This window comes from Rhizomicrobium electricum (genome assembly GCF_011762045.1).
Taxonomy (GTDB): Bacteria; Pseudomonadota; Alphaproteobacteria; order Micropepsales; family Micropepsaceae; genus Rhizomicrobium; species Rhizomicrobium electricum.
Genome location: NZ_JAASQS010000002.1, coordinates 521,986 through 536,848, shown reverse-complemented (window position 1 = coordinate 536,848; position 14,863 = coordinate 521,986). Strand labels below are relative to the sequence as shown.

Annotated in this window: 13 protein-coding genes; 8 read left to right on the top strand and 5 right to left on the bottom strand. The window is 63.1% G+C overall.

Annotation, left to right across the window (positions count from 1 at the left end; all coding sequences use genetic code 11):
- Positions 1 to 112 precede the first annotated feature (112 nt).
- Complete coding sequence (locus FHS84_RS05630; protein WP_208393707.1) at positions 113 to 1,312, top strand: sensor histidine kinase; 1,200 nt, start codon at positions 113 to 115, stop codon at positions 1,310 to 1,312.
- Positions 1,313 to 1,462: 150 nt separating this feature from the next.
- Positions 1,463 to 2,698 (top strand): lipase family protein, encoded by a 1,236-nt coding sequence (locus tag FHS84_RS05625; RefSeq protein ID WP_166931554.1) that lies wholly within the window; start codon positions 1,463 to 1,465, stop codon positions 2,696 to 2,698.
- A gap of 42 nt (positions 2,699 to 2,740) precedes the next feature.
- Here FHS84_RS05625 and FHS84_RS05620 read toward each other — a convergent pair whose 3' ends face one another.
- The 3 genes from FHS84_RS05620 to fabI all read right to left on the bottom strand — a co-directional run bounded on the left by FHS84_RS05620 (position 2,741) and on the right by fabI (position 5,688).
- Complete coding sequence (locus FHS84_RS05620; RefSeq protein WP_166931552.1) at positions 2,741 to 3,652, bottom strand: SPFH domain-containing protein; 912 nt, start codon at positions 3,650 to 3,652, stop codon at positions 2,741 to 2,743.
- 101 nt (positions 3,653 to 3,753) lie between these two features.
- Positions 3,754 to 4,842, bottom strand: a complete 1,089-nt coding sequence (gene aroC / locus FHS84_RS05615) for a chorismate synthase (RefSeq protein ID WP_166931550.1) — start codon at positions 4,840 to 4,842, stop codon at positions 3,754 to 3,756.
- 24 nt (positions 4,843 to 4,866) lie between these two features.
- A complete protein-coding gene (gene fabI, locus FHS84_RS05610) occupies positions 4,867 to 5,688 on the bottom strand; it encodes an enoyl-ACP reductase FabI (RefSeq protein WP_166931547.1) in 822 nt (273 codons plus the stop codon).
- A gap of 183 nt (positions 5,689 to 5,871) precedes the next feature.
- On the opposite strand from fabI, the gene FHS84_RS05605 reads away from it, so the two are divergent.
- The 3 genes from FHS84_RS05605 to FHS84_RS05595 all read left to right on the top strand — a co-directional run bounded on the left by FHS84_RS05605 (position 5,872) and on the right by FHS84_RS05595 (position 8,049).
- Complete coding sequence (locus tag FHS84_RS05605) at positions 5,872 to 6,546, top strand: CHASE3 domain-containing protein (protein ID WP_166931544.1); 675 nt, start codon at positions 5,872 to 5,874, stop codon at positions 6,544 to 6,546.
- A 100-nt stretch (positions 6,547 to 6,646) separates the two neighbouring features.
- Positions 6,647 to 7,333: a CHASE3 domain-containing protein gene (locus FHS84_RS05600; RefSeq protein WP_166931542.1), complete on the top strand. Its 687-nt coding sequence runs from the start codon at positions 6,647 to 6,649 to the stop codon at positions 7,331 to 7,333.
- A 296-nt stretch (positions 7,334 to 7,629) separates the two neighbouring features.
- Entirely contained in the window at positions 7,630 to 8,049 is a 420-nt protein-coding gene (locus FHS84_RS05595) for a hypothetical protein (protein WP_166931539.1), read from the top strand.
- A 239-nt stretch (positions 8,050 to 8,288) separates the two neighbouring features.
- Here the strand turns inward: FHS84_RS05595 and FHS84_RS05590 are convergent, their stop codons facing one another.
- The gene (locus tag FHS84_RS05590) at positions 8,289 to 9,248 is read right to left on the bottom strand and encodes a DnaJ C-terminal domain-containing protein (protein ID WP_166931536.1); all 960 of its coding nucleotides are present in this window, start codon (positions 9,246 to 9,248) and stop codon (positions 8,289 to 8,291) included.
- Between the two features lie 94 nt (positions 9,249 to 9,342).
- Positions 9,343 to 9,930 carry an SEL1-like repeat protein gene (locus FHS84_RS05585; protein WP_166931533.1) on the bottom strand — a complete coding sequence of 196 codons (588 nt, stop codon included), beginning with the start codon at positions 9,928 to 9,930 and terminating at the stop codon, positions 9,343 to 9,345.
- A gap of 111 nt (positions 9,931 to 10,041) precedes the next feature.
- On the opposite strand from FHS84_RS05585, the gene pdxH reads away from it, so the two are divergent.
- From pdxH to FHS84_RS05570, 3 genes are all read left to right on the top strand, one after another.
- Entirely contained in the window at positions 10,042 to 10,680 is a 639-nt protein-coding gene (pdxH, locus tag FHS84_RS05580) for a pyridoxamine 5'-phosphate oxidase (protein WP_425061553.1), read from the top strand.
- A 245-nt stretch (positions 10,681 to 10,925) separates the two neighbouring features.
- The gene (locus FHS84_RS05575; protein WP_166931526.1) at positions 10,926 to 12,803 is read left to right on the top strand and encodes a methyl-accepting chemotaxis protein; all 1,878 of its coding nucleotides are present in this window, start codon (positions 10,926 to 10,928) and stop codon (positions 12,801 to 12,803) included.
- A 124-nt stretch (positions 12,804 to 12,927) separates the two neighbouring features.
- On the top strand, positions 12,928 to 14,787 hold the full coding sequence (locus FHS84_RS05570) for a methyl-accepting chemotaxis protein (RefSeq protein WP_166931521.1): 1,860 nt from the start codon (positions 12,928 to 12,930) through the stop codon (positions 14,785 to 14,787).
- Positions 14,788 to 14,863 lie beyond the last annotated feature (76 nt).

Here is a 14,863-nt window from a genome sequence, read left to right as displayed (position 1 = left end):
GGCAGCGATCCAATTTTTCCCGCACATGCCTCAGCGTAAGATATGCAAACAATAACCTGGTTGCAGACCGGTGACGCTCGCTATGTGGGCGATGGCTTGCTAGGTTGTCGCCATGAACTTGGCGCCGTTGAGGGCAGTGCCCTCCGATATCTACATCACCGAACAACTCGACCGGCGCGGCGAAACGCGAACGGATTATCTGCGTGAGAAAGATGCCTTGCACGATCTCGCCGGGCGTATGCTCGGCACGCCGGAAGAGGTACTGCCCCGGTTCGTCGAACTCGCCATGCAGATTACCGGCGGTATCTCGGCGGGCTTGAGCCTTTACGAGGAGACACCGTCGCCCGGCGTATTCCGCTGGTGCTATCTCAGAGGCCTGTTGTCGTCGTTCGAGGGCGCGCTGGCGCCGCGCAACGACAGCCCTTGCGGCGTGACGTTGGACGAGGGGCGTCCGGTGCTGGCGTCCCATCCGGAGCGCTACTACGGCTGGATCGCCGATGCCGGAATCGCTGTGCCCGAAGCTCTGCTGGTGCCACTGCATTTTTCCGGTTCCGAACCGATCGGAACGCTTTGGATCATCGCGGCGGAGGAGGGGCACTTCAACGCCGGACACGCGCGCGCGGCGGCGGAACTTGCGCATTTTGCGGGCATCGCCGTCCGTATGCTCGAGAGCCAACGCCAATTGAAATCCGCTCTGGAGCAGCAGGAAATGCTGGCCAGGGAAATGGGGCATCGGGTCAACAACCTGTTCACCGTAGCCCAAAGTCTCGTGCAACTGACGGCGCGAACCAGCGCGAACAAAGACGAAATGGCCGAGACGCTGATCGGCCGGTTTTCCGCGCTGGCGCGCGCGCATGCGCTGGTACGGCGGACTTTCGGCATTCAGGCCGAGCATTGTCATGAACTTCGCGATTTGTTGCGGACCATCGTGGAGCCGCACGAGAACCACGTGTTCCCGACCGGCCGCTTCGCACTGAACGGTCCGTCTCTGGTGCTCGGTGAGCGCTCGTTGAACGGCATGGCGCTCGTCTTCCACGAACTGACGACCAATGCCGTCAAATACGGCGGGCTGGCGTCGGACGCCGGCCGCGTCGAAATCGAATGGCGCGAAAGTGAAGAAGGCTTGCTCGAAATCGTCTGGACCGAAATCGGCGGACGGGAAATCGCCGAGACGCCGGAGTTGAACGGGTTCGGCAGCAAACTCCTGCGCGATACGATCACGCGCCAGTTCGGCGGTACGCTCGAAAAATCCTGGGCGCGCAGCGGGCTGACCGCGCGCATCACGCTGCCGAGGAAGAATTTGATCCACTAGATGTAGAGCGCCCTTTTGCCCGAGCTTCTCTAAATTGTTGCGGTTTCGAGCGCTAAACCGGATACCACTTTTCCGAAAAGCGCTTGGACACGTCTGCTACTGAGGGTGGAATCGTTGTAACCTCCTTGTCTCAGAGACGAGGAGGTCAGCATGACGAATGTCGTAAGACCTTACGATTTGCACCAACAGGTGTTCCTGCTTTCGATCCTCTCCAATGCGGTCAATTCGATCAACGACGTCGGCACTGAAGCGGAGTTGTCGGCGAAGCTGTGGACGACCATGTCGCTGTTGATCGGCCTCAACAAGGACACCATCGGCGACTGGAAGATCGTCTGGGGGCCGTCGGTGCGCGAGGTGCTGAAGTTCGGCATCGTCAATAACGTGATGGCGGTGCTGCGCAAACAGGACGAGCGCGACGGCATCGTCTATGTGGTCGTGGTCGGGGCTACCAATCCCGATTCGCCCTACGACTGGTTCGTCGAGGATTTCGCGGTGTTCAAGCAGGTGGATTTTCCCGGCAGCCGCAACGGCGAGAAGATCTCCCAGGCGACCAGCATCGGGCTTGAAATGCTGCTCAGCCTTTCCAGTCCGCCGGACGGCGCGGTTTGCGAACCGCCGCAGCCGCAGGTGTCGCTGCATGCTTTTCTCGGCTCGGTGCGCGATGCGCGCAATGCCAAGCTGATCTTCACCGGACACAGCCTCGGCGGTGCACTGTCGCCGGCTCTGGCGCTGTATTTCATGCAGGAGAATTCACCGGCCGGACCGTTCGGGGCGTGGGGACAGGTGCTGACTTATCCGACCGCGGGCGCCACGCCGGGTAATGCGGCGTTTGCCGATCTCTACGCCGAGTATTTTCCCGCGGAGCCGGCGGGGCAGGCGCCGTACCGGCACTGGAATACGCTGCTGTGGAACGATCTCGATGTCGTGCCGCATGCCTGGATCCCGGCGGATATCCTGGCGACTCCGACGCTCTACAATCCCAATCCGCCGCCGAACCTCGAAGTCGCGGCGCTGGTGCTGGCGGGTGTGCTGAAGCTCAGGGGCTATGAGTACACGCGGCTCGAAAACGAGCGGCTCAAAGGCACCACCGAACCGATCAAGGGCGGCGACTGGGCGTCCTATCTGACCGAAATGGGCGAGCAGCACGTCGCGGCGTATTTCAAGCTGTTCGGCGTGCCGGAATGGGCGCCGCCGCCGCCGCCGTTCCATGCCAAGCCGCTGATCTCGTGGCAGGCCAAGCAGCAGCACGTCAATGCCGCGCGCGAGAAGCGATGCCTGCCGATCATCACGCCGGCCGACGTCGATCCGCTGGCGCACCTCGCCCAACGTTATCCCGCCGAACTGTCGGCCGGCCGCGAAGTGCAGGCGGAGGTGAGGGGCGGCTAAGCGAAAGACTGGAGCGGAACTCTTCCGCTCCAGCCGTGCGCACTATTTTTTCTCAACCGCTTCGGCGCCGGTCATGATGGCGGTGCGCAGTTGCTCGGAGATATCGCTCATGCCGTTCGGCGCGTGCGGCAGCAGGATCACTTTCGAGCCCGACGACACGCCGATTTCCTTCAGGGTATCGAAATACTGCGTCATCAGCACCAGATTCAGAACCTCGTGCTCGTTGACGCCGCCGACCTGCTCCTTGAAGGCGGCGATGCTTTCGCGCAAGCCCGCGACGATGGCCTGACGCTGCTTGGCGATGCCTTCGCCCTGCAGGCGCTTGGATTCCGCTTCGGCCTCGGCGTTCTTGACCACCAGAATCTTGTTGGCTTCGCCCTTGGCGGCGGCGGCGACCTGCAGCCGCTGCTGGGTGTTGATCTCGTTCATCGCCGCTTTGACGTTGTCGGCCGGGTTGACGTCGGTGACGAGGGCGTTCGGAATCTCGAAGCCGTAGATCTTCATCGACACGTCGAGTTCGCTCTTCACCGCGGAGCCGATGTCGTCCTTCTTCTCGAACACCTCGTCGAGATTCATGCGCGGAACCTTGGCGCGCACCACGTCGAGCACGTAGGACTGAATCTGCTCCTCGTGATTGTTGAGCTTGTAGTTGGCGTCGGCTTCCGAGCCTTCCAGCACGCGGTACTGCACCGCGACCATGATCTTGACGAAGACGTTGTCGGCCGTCTTGGTCTCGACGTCGACGGGAAGCTGCTGCACCCGCAAGGACACGCGTTGGACGACCTGCTCGATCAGCGGGATTTTGAAGCGCAGGCCGGGACGGGCGGTGCGCACGTAACGGCCGAAACGTTCGACGATGGCGCAGCTTTGCTGGCGCACCGTGAACCAGGAATTGAGCAGCAGGAACAGCGCGATAACGGCGACGATTATCAGCAGGATAGTGGAAAATTCCATGATTCAAGCCCCTCTTGCGGCCCGCGGGAGGCGGGACACGACAATCCTACTCCGAAATATGGGTACGAGGTTTCCCCTCGCCAAGAGGGAAACGACGTGCGTCAGCCGTTCTGGCCGCGGTGCCGCAGGGCGTGGTCGGCGAGGGTGAGCGCCATCATCGCTTCGCCGATCGGGACGGCGCGGATGCCGACGCAGGGATCGTGGCGGCCTTTGGTGAAGACTTCGGTTTCGGCGCCGGTGACGTCGATGGTTTGCTTCGGCGTCAGGATGGAGGAGGTCGGCTTCACGGCAAAACGCGCCACCACCGGCTGGCCGGAGGAAATGCCGCCGAGAATGCCGCCGGCGTGATTGGCGAGGAACGCGGGACCGGCCCGCATCTCATCGGCGTTTTCTTCGCCGGTCATGGCGGCGGTGAGAAATCCGTCGCCGATCTCGACGCCTTTGACGGCGTTGATGCTCATCAGGGCGGAGGCGAGGTCGGCATCGAGCTTGCCGTAGATCGGCGCGCCGAGGCCGGCGGGAACGCCTTCGGCCACCACTTCGACAATGGCGCCGACCGACGAGCCGGCTTTGCGGATGCTTTCGAGATATTCCGTCCACGGAGCGACCGCGGAAGCATCGGGGCAGAAGAAGGGATTGTTGGCGGTCTCGGCCCAGTCCCAGCGGGCGCGGTCGATTTTCTGCGTGCCGACCTGGATCAGCGCGGCGCGAATTTTCACCTCGCCATAAAGCGAATTCAGAACCTTGCGCGCCACCGCACCGGCAGCCACACGGGCCGCGGTTTCGCGCGCACTGGCGCGGCCGGAGCCCTTGTAATCGCGCACGCCGTATTTGGCCCAATAGGTGTAGTCGGCATGGCCGGGACGGAACTTGTCGCGGATGTCGGCATAGTCCTTCGAGCGTTGGTCGACGTTCTCGATCAGGAGCGCGATCGGCGTGCCGGTCGTGACCTGCTCGGGCATGCGTTCGTCTTGGAACACGCCCGAGAGAATGCGAACGGCGTCCGGTTCTTTTCTCTGGGTGACGAACTTCGAACTGCCGGGTTTGCGACGGTCGAGATCGGCCTGGATGTCGGCTTCGGTCAGCGCGATGCCGGGCGGGCAGCCGTCCACCACACAACCCAGTGCCGGGCCGTGGCTTTCGCCGAACGTCGTGACCCGGAACAAATGGCCGAAGGTGTTGTGGGACATTGTCCGCTCGGAAAAGCTAGAGTCCTATTCGCCGTTTTTGCCGGGGCTCATATCCGGTGCTTCCGGGTTCTTCATGCCGATGGCGTGATAGCCGGCATCGACGTGAATGTTCTCGCCGGTGATCGCCTTGCCGAGATCGGAGCAGAGGAAGAGGGCGGTGTCGCCGACTTCCTTGGGCGTAACCGTCCGGCGCAGCGGGGAATTGTATTCGTTCCACTTGAGAATGTAGCGGAAATCGCCGACGCCCGAGGCCGCCAGTGTCTTGATCGGACCGGCCGACACCGCATTGACGCGGATGCCGTTCTTGCCGAGATCTTCGGCGAGATAGCGCACCGACGCTTCCAGCGCGGCCTTGGCGACGCCCATCACATTGTAGTGCGGCATCACCTTTTCGGCGCCGTAATAGGTGAGGGTGACCAGGCTGCCGCCGTTCTTCATCATCTTCTCGGCGCGCTGGGCGACCGCGGTGAACGAGTAGCAGGAGATGTTCATGGTCAGCGCGAAGTTGTCGGCGGTCGTGTCGACGTAGCGCCCCTTGAGCTGGTCCTTGTCGGAAAAGGCGATGGCGTGGACCACGAAATCGAGGCTGTCCCACACCTTGCCGAGTTCGGCGAAGGCGGCGTCGAGCGATTCCGGATTGGTCACGTCGCAATCGATCACGGCGGCGGGATTCAGCGGCTCGACCAGCGGCACCACGCGCTTCTTGAACACGTCGCCCTGATAGGTGAAGGCGAGTTCGGCGCCGGCCTCGTGCAAGGCCTGGGTGATGCCCCAAGCGATCGAATGCTGGTTCGCGACGCCCATAATCAGGCCCCGCTTGCCCTTCATCAGACCGCCTTCCGCCATTCTGTCCCTCCGACTCTAAACCGTTGATCTCACTTGCCCCGAAACGGCAGCGGAAAGCAAGATGAACTGCAGGTGCGCCGCACTCCAGCCTGGGAGTGGTCAAGAAAGCGCATTGTTTTCAACGGCTAAGGGAAGATTAAGGCTTCCGGCGCAATATTATGCCGTCTTAGCGGGGATGCCATCGTGGTTAGCGTGACGGCAGCACAGGCGCATGCGGCGGCAAAGCGCGGGCATTTGCGCGACCTCGGATTGCCCACGATGTTCGGCGCCGTCGTGCTCCTGGTCTCGGCGACGCTTCTGCTGGGTGCCAACATTTCGGCGTTGCGCGGCAACCTCGCTCAGGTGGCACACGCGCAGCAGGTCGTGAACAAGATCGCCGAACTCGAGACCGGGCTGCTCGGCGAGGAAATGATCGTCCGCGGCTATGCCCTGACCGGCGATGCCAGCTTTCTCAGGATGCAGCGGAGCGGCGCGCAAAAGCGCGAAGCCGCGCAAAACGAACTGGCCCGGCTGATGGCGGCGGAGCCGCAGCGTGCGGATCAGGTCCGCCGCGTGATGGACGACATCGCCCGCCATGTGGAGATTTTCGGCAATCTCGCCGGCAACGGCCCCGACAAGGCCGGTATCGTCGCCCGCGCGATCGTCGATCCTTCGGTTCGCGACAACATGCGCCGGGTTCGGACCGGCCTGAGGCAGTTGCGGGCGAACGAACTCGACGACCTTGGCGTCCGCCAGCGCGAGATCACGGAACAACTCGGTCGCGCCTTTTTCCTGGCGATCGGCATCATCATTACGGCATTCGTGCTCGGCGGGATCGGGATATGGGCGGCCCAGCTTCACCATCCGCAGAAACACTGATGCGACGCACCGTACCGGCTAATCATGCCTTAATCGGCGCCGTTCCAGGATACACTTCGCCCGCTGCACGGGTGACGACGGCTTGGATGGGAATGCGGCGATGACCTACGCCGGGAAATCACGGATTTGGGAAGTCCTCGATCAGGGATTGTTCCGCGATCTCGGCCTGCCGGCGCTGGTGGCCTCGCTGGTGCTGTTCGTGTCGGCGATGGCGCTTCTCGGCGCCAATGTCTCCGAACTGCGCAACGGCTACGGCCGCGTGCAACAGACCAACGAGGCGCTGCTCCAGATCGCGATGATCAATGCCGACATCCTGCGGATCGAGATGACGGTGCGCGGGTACGCCCTCAGCGGCGATCCGCATTACCTCGCCTGGCAGAAGATGTCGGAAGACGGACTGGACAAGCGGGCGGCCACGCTCGCCAAGATGGTTGCCGACGATCCCGAGGAGCGCCGCGATGTGGCGGCGCTGAAAGCGCTGTTGATCGAACACCGCGCCTATTTTCAAGCCATGGCAAAGCTGGCGACGACCGATCGCAACCGGGTGATTGCCGAGATGGTCGACTACTCGAAGAAAGTGAAGCGCCGCCCCATCGAAACGCTGCTCGCCGACATGCGCGACGACGAAACTCGCCGCCTTGCCCGGCAGGAGCAAGAGGCCGAACGGCGCGTGGTTGTCGGCTATCACTACGCCGTGGGCATTTCGGCGATTGCGCTGATGCTCGGCGCCCTCGGATTTGCGCTGATCCTCCACGACCGCAACACGCGGCGGCGGCAGGTTGGGTGAAGCGAGTAAGAAGTATTCGCAGAAGCCTGATGAAATGCCTGTTTCTGGAGAAACTGAAATCGCCATTCGACGCTCAACGCGGCTCCAGCAGAGTATTTGTCATGCGCCCTGCTGCGCACGTGCTGGCAATGCTATAAAATCATAGACGAAGACAAGTGCTGCGGGGGCAAGTGCCAAGTTACACTGTCCGATGCGATATCTGTCGAGGCGAGCGCATTGTGTTTCGACGTGTAAGAAACCCAGGGCGATGGCCGAAGTGCTGCGGGAAAGTCATGTCTCCGAGGTATGCGGAGGAAATGAAACCAAAGATGCAGCACACAGAAGTTGGTTGCCAAACCGGAGTTGCACACTCCAAAAGAAAGAAGTCGATTGAGCTAGCGACTGTCTGCCAGTTTTTTAAACACGGCAGAACCAAGGCCGTTGTCGTTGAGCGCCGCAGCATTCCGGAAAAAGCAAAACAAAAGAAGGAGCCAAAGGCAAAAACGAAAAAGCAGCTCGTAACCCGCAAAATGCAGGGGCGGATCGGAAAGAGAGAGAAAAGGAGACGCAACGCCAATCCCAGTTCCACGCCCAAGAGGCGCTATATAGCGCCAGAGGGTCGACCACTTGAAAAAATGGGGTCAATTTCGATTTCAAATTATGAGAGGCTTGGTCCCGCTTCTAGCCGTTATCTGCAATCTGCCGGAATGCCGGGCAACGAAGAAGCCGACATTTAGCCAGCAATACCCAGATACCTAAGCGCACAGGAACGATAACTGCGGTGCGTCCTTAAACTCTATGGATTGAAAGATAGTCGCGGTTGTGGCCGCGTACGGTTGCAAGGCGTGTGATCGCATTAGGCGTTCGTGACGTTTTCTGCCCGCGAAGGCCCCCCTTCGGCGCTTCGCACCACTTCCCCCCATGAACTATGGGGGGCAGAAAAGAGGGGCAGAAAACGGCGGCGTGTTTTGCGATCTTACTTCCTTGGATCGTAGTCGGCGTGCCAGTGCTCGGCGAAGCGCTTGAGGTCGGCGTCGTCGTGGTCGGGCAGGGTTACGATCAGGCGGACATAGAGGTCGCCGGTGCGCTCGTGGCCGGCGCCGGGAATGCCTTTGCCTTTGAGGCGCAGCACCTTGCCGGAATTGGCGTTGGGCGGCACCGACAGCGACACCGTTCCGGTCAGCGTGCGGACCGGCACTTTGCCGCCGAGCACCGCTTCCTTCAGCGTCACCGGCAGGTCGATTTTGAGGTCGCGGCCGTCGCGGGTGAAATAGGGGTGCGGCGCCACCGAAACATGGATCAGCACGTCGCCGGGCGGACCGCCGGCCCGTCCCGCGCCGCCGCGGCCGCGCAGCCGGATCATCTGGCCGTCTTTGAGACCGGTCGGGATATGGACGTCGATCTGCTCGCCGTTGGGCAGCACCACCCGCCGCGTGCCGCCGTTGGCGGCCTCTTCGAAGCTGACCGTGGTCTCGACCTCGAAATCCTGGCCGCGCTGGGGCTGGGCCCGGCGGCTGCGTCCGCCGCCCATGCTGCCGAACAGATCGGAAAACAGGTCTTCCGGCCGGAAGCCTTCGGCACCGGCACCCGGCTTGTCGCCGCGCCCGGTCCAGGTGAAGTGGAAATCGCTGCCAGGGCCGCCTTGCTGACCGCCTTGTCCGAACGGAAAACCCTGCTCGAAACCGTGGAACCCGCCGCCTGCGCGCGGGTCGAAGCCGCGCGGATTGCCCTGGGCATCGATCTGGCCGGCGTCGTACTTGGCGCGCTTGTCCTTGTCGCCGACGACATCGTAGGCGGCGCTGACCTCCTGGAACTTCTTCTTGTCGCCGCTCTTGGTATCGGGGTGATACTTCTTGGCGAGCGACCGGAAGGCCTTCTTGATTTCAGCTTCGCTGGCCGTCTTGGCAACGCCCAGCACCTCATAAGGATCGCGCATTCTTTCTCCAGAACCCCTTTCGGCGGACGTACCGTTTCCGTAACGCCCGACTCGGGAACCAACCCACTATATATGGGTTCGATTTCAAGTCCTGTTAATGGCTTGTCGGGCCGGTCGCCGCCTGCGCCGCAGCCGGCGGCGCTTCGCATTTCTCGCCCAGGTCTTTCAGCCGCCGTTCCGCATCGGCTATGCCCGCACCGGCGCCGATCCGGTAGAGCCGGCAGGCCTCTTTCAGGTCTCGCGGCACGGCTTCGCCCTCTTCGTAGATCTGGGCCAGCTCGAACGCGGCGATCGGGTGACCGGCGGCTGCGGCACGGCCCAGCCAGGGTACGGCGGCGGCTTTGTCGGGCGGTCCGGCTTCGCCGTTGGCGATCATCTCGCCGGCGTCCGCCTGTGCCGTGATCAGACCCAGATCGGCCGCCTGCAGCATCTTCCGCAACGCGGTCTTGGGATCCTTCTCGACGCCCTGTCCTTTGCGCAGCATCAGCGCGACGTTGCGCATGGCTGCGAGATCGTATTCGTCGATTTCGCCCCACGTCTTGTAGGCAGTTTTGTAGTCGCCCGCGTCGTAAGCCTTCAGCCCGGCATCGAAGCCGGCCTGGATCTCCTCGTGCGTGGGGGCCGCACAGGCTCCCAGCAGAAGGGCATACACGCACAGACCGATGATGGTGGAAGATGACACCCGCATACCGCGAGGGTAGTGCGCGGCGGGCGATCTGTGAAGCAGTTTTCCGTCAGATTCCGTGATCCCGGCGGGGTCCCGCCGCGCTTTGCCTTGGGGGACGAAGGTGCTATGCGGGACCCCATGAGCGAAATCGGTGGACCTTTGGATGACGGCGGGATTGCGGTTGCACGCGATCCCTTCGAGATGTTCGTTGCCTGGATGAAGGACGCGGAAAAGACCGAGCCCAACGAGGCCAATGCCATGGCCGTGGCGTCGGTGGACCCCGAGGGGCATCCCGACGTCCGCATGGTGCTCCTGAAGGCGGTCGATACCCGCGGCTTCGTGTTCTACACCAACTTCGAAAGCGCCAAGGGCAAGCAGATCCTCGCCAACCCGCATGTCGCGCTGAACTTCCACTGGAAGACGGTGCGCAAGCAGGTGCGCGTGCGCGGGCCGGTCAGCGTGGTGAGCAACGACGAGGCCGACGCCTATTTCGCCTCCCGCGCCAAGGACAGCCAGATCGGCGCCTGGGCCTCGGCGCAAAGCCGTCCGATGGAAGGGCGCTGGGTGTTCGAGAAAGAGATCGCGAAGTACGCGCTGAAGTACGGTCTCACCAAGGTGCCGCGTCCGCCGTACTGGTCGGGCTTCCGGGTATCGCCGGTGCAGATCGAGTTCTGGCGCGACCGTCCGTTCCGGCTGCACGACCGGCTGGTCTACCGGCGCGACACGCCGGATGCGCCGTGGCGCACGGAACGGCTCTATCCCTAAATTCCCGCCGTATTTTTCAAACGCGCATTCAGGATAACGCAGCGATCCCGCGGTCTGCGGATGCACGCAGCGCGACATCCGTACGAACACTTATGCGCGGAATGTCCGTCGCCGCGAAATTCGCGATTCTTCAGGATGTTACGTATACGGACGAGTGTCGTGCGCAGAATGGCGCGGTTCCCGGTATACGCTTAGTCAATGTTATTGGCGTCAATTGACCACGCAGATTTTGCGGGGATTTGGCGGTGTTCGACTACTGCGGTAATTTTTCGGTACGAACCAAAGTTGCTCTGGTGATGGCAGGCGTTCTCGCCGCCGCTGCTTTGCTGGGGCTGTTCGCCGTGCGCGAACTCTGGCTCGTCAATGCGAACGCCGCCGAAATCCGGGACGACTGGCTGCCGTCGACGCGAGTCCTCGGAGATCTCAACTATGCCGTGACTCGGGTGCGCTCCGCCCAAAGCACGTCGCTGATGCAGGATCCCAGCCCCAAGCAGGAGAAGCAGGTCGCCCGCGCCCAAAAGCTCGAGCAGAACGTGCAGGCCGCGCTCGACAAATACGTCCCGATGATTTCGTCGGCAGAAGAGCGGGCCATGGCGAATCGTATTCAGGCAGCTTGGAACGCCTATCAGCCGATGTACGCGACCGCGCAGGAGAAGTTGAAAACGGAAGGCCGTCAGGCCGCCGCCGACTTTTTCACCGGTCCGTCGCGCGACGCCTTCGATGAGCTGAACAAGGCGATCACCGAAGACATCGCGATGAACAACGCCGGCGGTATCGCCGCCGCCGACAGCAGCGCGAAGACGTTCAGACAGGCGCAAACCTGGATTTTCATTGCCATCGGCGTGACGCTGCTCCTGTGCGCCGCCGCGACCTGGGCACTGACGCGCTGCGTCTCCCGGCCGCTGGTCGAAATCACCGGCGCAATGGGCGAACTGGCCGCCGGTCACCTCACGGCTGAGGTTCCGCACGCCGACCGCCGCGACGAAATCGGTCAACTCGCCGAGGCGATGACCACCTTCAAGAACCAGCTCGCCAGTGCCGAACGCGCCAAGGCCGTGCAGACCGAACTCATCGTGTCGAGCGTCGGCACCGGCCTCGACCGGCTCTCCAAGGGCGATCTCGGCCATCGCATCAGCGCCGACCTGACCGGTCCGTTCCGCAAGCTGAAGGACGATTTCAACGCCACCGTCTCGCACCTCTCCGAGATGGTGCAGAAGATCCTGTCGACTTCGAGCCAGATCACCACCGGCGCCGGCGAAATTTCGCAGGCTGCCGACGACCTGTCGCGCCGCACCGAACAGCAGGCCGCCAGTCTCGAGGAAACCGCGGCGGCGCTCGAAGAAATCGCCGCGACGATGAAGAAGACCGCCAGCAACACGCGCGAAGTCGACGGCGCCATCACGACGGCGACGGCCGCGGCCAAGGAAGGCGGGCATGTGGTGGAGAGCGCCACCAAAGCGATGGACGCCATCGCACAGTCCTCGCGCGAAATCACCGACATCATCGGCGTGATCGACGAGATCGCGTTCCAGACCAATCTGCTTGCCCTCAACGCGGGTGTCGAAGCGGCGCGCGCCGGCGAGGCCGGCAAGGGCTTCGCCGTGGTCGCCTCGGAAGTGCGCGCCCTGGCCGGCCGTTCGGGCGAGGCCGCGAAGAAGATCAAGGCGCTGATCCATACGGCGGGCGAGAACGTCGCCGGCGGCGTCAAGCTGGTCGGCGAGTCCGGGCAGGCGTTGAAGCGGATCGTCGATCAGGTGCAGCAGATCAGCGCCCTGGTCAGCGAGATGGCGGGCGCGGCCGAGCAGCAGTCCAGCGGCATCCAGCAGGTCAATGCGGCCGTGGGCCAGATGGACCAAGTGACGCAACAGAATGCCGCCATGGTCGAGCAGTCGACGGCGGCCTCCCGCAACCTCGCGCACGAAACGCAGGTGTTGCAGGAATTGGTTTCCTTCTTCCAGGTCGAAACGAGTTCGGCGGCGGCGGTCCACTTGGGTCCCGCACAGCCCCAGGCCAAGGCGCTTAGCACCCAGCTGCACCCCCCCGCAGCCATGCGCCGGTCCGCCGCCGCCGTCCCTGCCAGGAAGATGGAAGCCGCACCGGCCGACGATTGGACGGAGTTCTGAAGTCCGTAGCTGGTACGTACAATTCCGGAGCGGCAGACTAGGCTCTGCGGCCGGCCAATCCACGCGTTGTCAACCAATGCACCTCTAGCTTGCACCCGTGCGGTTTCATTCCACGGGTGCTGCTGTGTCGGGATTTCTGAAAAACTGGTCGGTCCGGGCCAAGGTGATCGGCGCATTCGCCTGCGTCCTGGTGGCGACGCTCGGTCTGGGGCTGTTTGCGATGCAACGGCTGGCGGTGGTGCAAGCCAACGCCGTCGAATTCCGCGACGACTGGACGCCGGGCATTCGCACGGTCGGCGAAATGAAGTTCATCTCGATGCGGTATCGGCAGCGCCAAGCGGTCTATCTGATGTGGTCGACCGAGGCGCAGTGGCAGAAGGAAGCGGCGAACCTTGCCAAGCTGCGCGGTCAGTTCGAAGCGGTGTACGGGAAATTTGCTCCCACTGCCGAGAACGACAGCGAACGCGAGCGCATCCGCACGCTGCGCGCTGACTGGGATGCCTATCTCGCCGCCGAACCGGCAATGTTCAAGCTGCTGCACGACCAGGGGCAGGCCGCGGCCAACACTTATTACGCAGCCGGACCGGCGAAGCACGCCTACGACAAATTGCAGACCCTGTTGGAGGACTATACTGTCTATCACGACGCGGGCGCGGCAACATCGGGAAAGCGGGGGCAGCAGGCCTACGAGTCCGCCCATCTCTGGATCATTGTCGCAATGGTGTTGGCGGCGCTGCTTGCGGTGGCGGCAGGCTTCGTCCTGATCCGTTCGGTCTCCTCGCCGCTGGGTGCCATGACCGACGCTATGGACGAGCTGGCGCGCGGCAATCTCGACGTCCACGTGCCGCATGCGGACCAGGGCGACGAAATCGGCCGGCTTGCCGGGTCCATGACGACCTTCAAAGGACAACTCGCGGCGGCCGAGCGCTCCAAGGCCGAGCAGACAAAGGTCATTGTCGACAGCATCGGCGCCGGGCTGGCGCGCCTGGCCGAAGGCGACCTTACCCATCGCGTCACCTCGGAACTCAGCGGCGCATTTGCCAAGCTGAAGCATGACTTCAATGCCGCCGCCGAACGTCTCCAGGACACCCTGAAAGGCGTGCTCGGCGCGACGCACCAGATTGCCAGCGGCGCCGGGGAAGTCTCGACCGCCGCCGACGATCTGTCCCGCCGTACCGAACAGCAGGCCGCCAGCCTGGAACAGACGTCGGCCGCGCTCGAGGAAATCACCATCACCGTCAAGCAAACGGCCGCCAATACCAAGGAGGTCAATGCCTTCATGGCCTCGGCCAAGGATGCGGCGGAAGAGGGCGGTCGCGTGGTCGAGACGGCCACCCAGGCGATGGACGCCATCGCCCAGTCGTCGCGGAAGATCACCGACATCATCGGCGTCATCGACGAGATCGCGTTCCAGACCAATCTGCTTGCCTTAAATGCGGGTGTCGAAGCGGCGCGCGCCGGCGACGCGGGCAGGGGGTTCGCTGTGGTCGCCTCGGAAGTGCGCGCTCTGGCGCAACGCTCCAGCGGGGCGGCGAAGGAGATCAAGGCACTGATCGGCGCGTCCGGCGATCAGGTGGCGGACGGCGTCAAGCACGTCGCGGCGACCGGTCAGGCGCTGACCCATATCGTGCAGCAGGTCAGGCAGATCAATACCGTCGTCCAGGAAATGGCTCTGGCGGCGCAGCAGGAAGCTTCCGGCATCGAGGAAGTCAACACCGCCGTCGGTGCCATGGATCAGATGACCCAGCAGAATGCCGCGATGGTCGAGCAGTCGACCGCCGCCTCGCGCAGTCTGGCCGGCGAGACACAGCATTTGCAGCAGCTCGTCAGCTTCTTCGATGTTGGCGGCGATGCGCGCGAGATGCGGGCTGAACCGCAGACGAGAGCCGCGTCGAAGCCGGCACGCTCCGCGCTCCGGCCGCCGCCTCGCAAGGTCGTGAGATCGGCGAAGGCGACCGGTACCGACGACTGGACCGAGTTCTGATTTCAGTAGTTCAAAGATAAACGGGCGGAGGGAAACTTCCGCCCGTTTTCATTTCGGGCGTGTGATGCGCCGGCAT

Excerpts from the sequence above, each read along its gene's own strand:
- FHS84_RS05630 (WP_208393707.1), top strand. The coding sequence starts at position 113 with ATGAACTTGGCGCCGTTGAGGGCAGTGCCCTCCGATATCTACATCACC.
- FHS84_RS05625 (WP_166931554.1), top strand. The coding sequence starts at position 1,463 with ATGACGAATGTCGTAAGACCTTACGATTTGCACCAACAGGTGTTCCTG.
- FHS84_RS05620 (WP_166931552.1), bottom strand. The coding sequence starts at position 3,652 with ATGGAATTTTCCACTATCCTGCTGATAATCGTCGCCGTTATCGCGCTG.
- aroC (WP_166931550.1), bottom strand. The coding sequence starts at position 4,842 with ATGTCCCACAACACCTTCGGCCATTTGTTCCGGGTCACGACGTTCGGC.
- fabI (WP_166931547.1), bottom strand. The coding sequence starts at position 5,688 with ATGGCGGAAGGCGGTCTGATGAAGGGCAAGCGGGGCCTGATTATGGGC.
- FHS84_RS05600 (WP_166931542.1), top strand. The coding sequence starts at position 6,647 with ATGACCTACGCCGGGAAATCACGGATTTGGGAAGTCCTCGATCAGGGA.
- FHS84_RS05595 (WP_166931539.1), top strand. The coding sequence starts at position 7,630 with ATGAAACCAAAGATGCAGCACACAGAAGTTGGTTGCCAAACCGGAGTT.
- FHS84_RS05590 (WP_166931536.1), bottom strand. The coding sequence starts at position 9,248 with ATGCGCGATCCTTATGAGGTGCTGGGCGTTGCCAAGACGGCCAGCGAA.
- pdxH (WP_425061553.1), top strand. The coding sequence starts at position 10,042 with ATGCGGGACCCCATGAGCGAAATCGGTGGACCTTTGGATGACGGCGGG.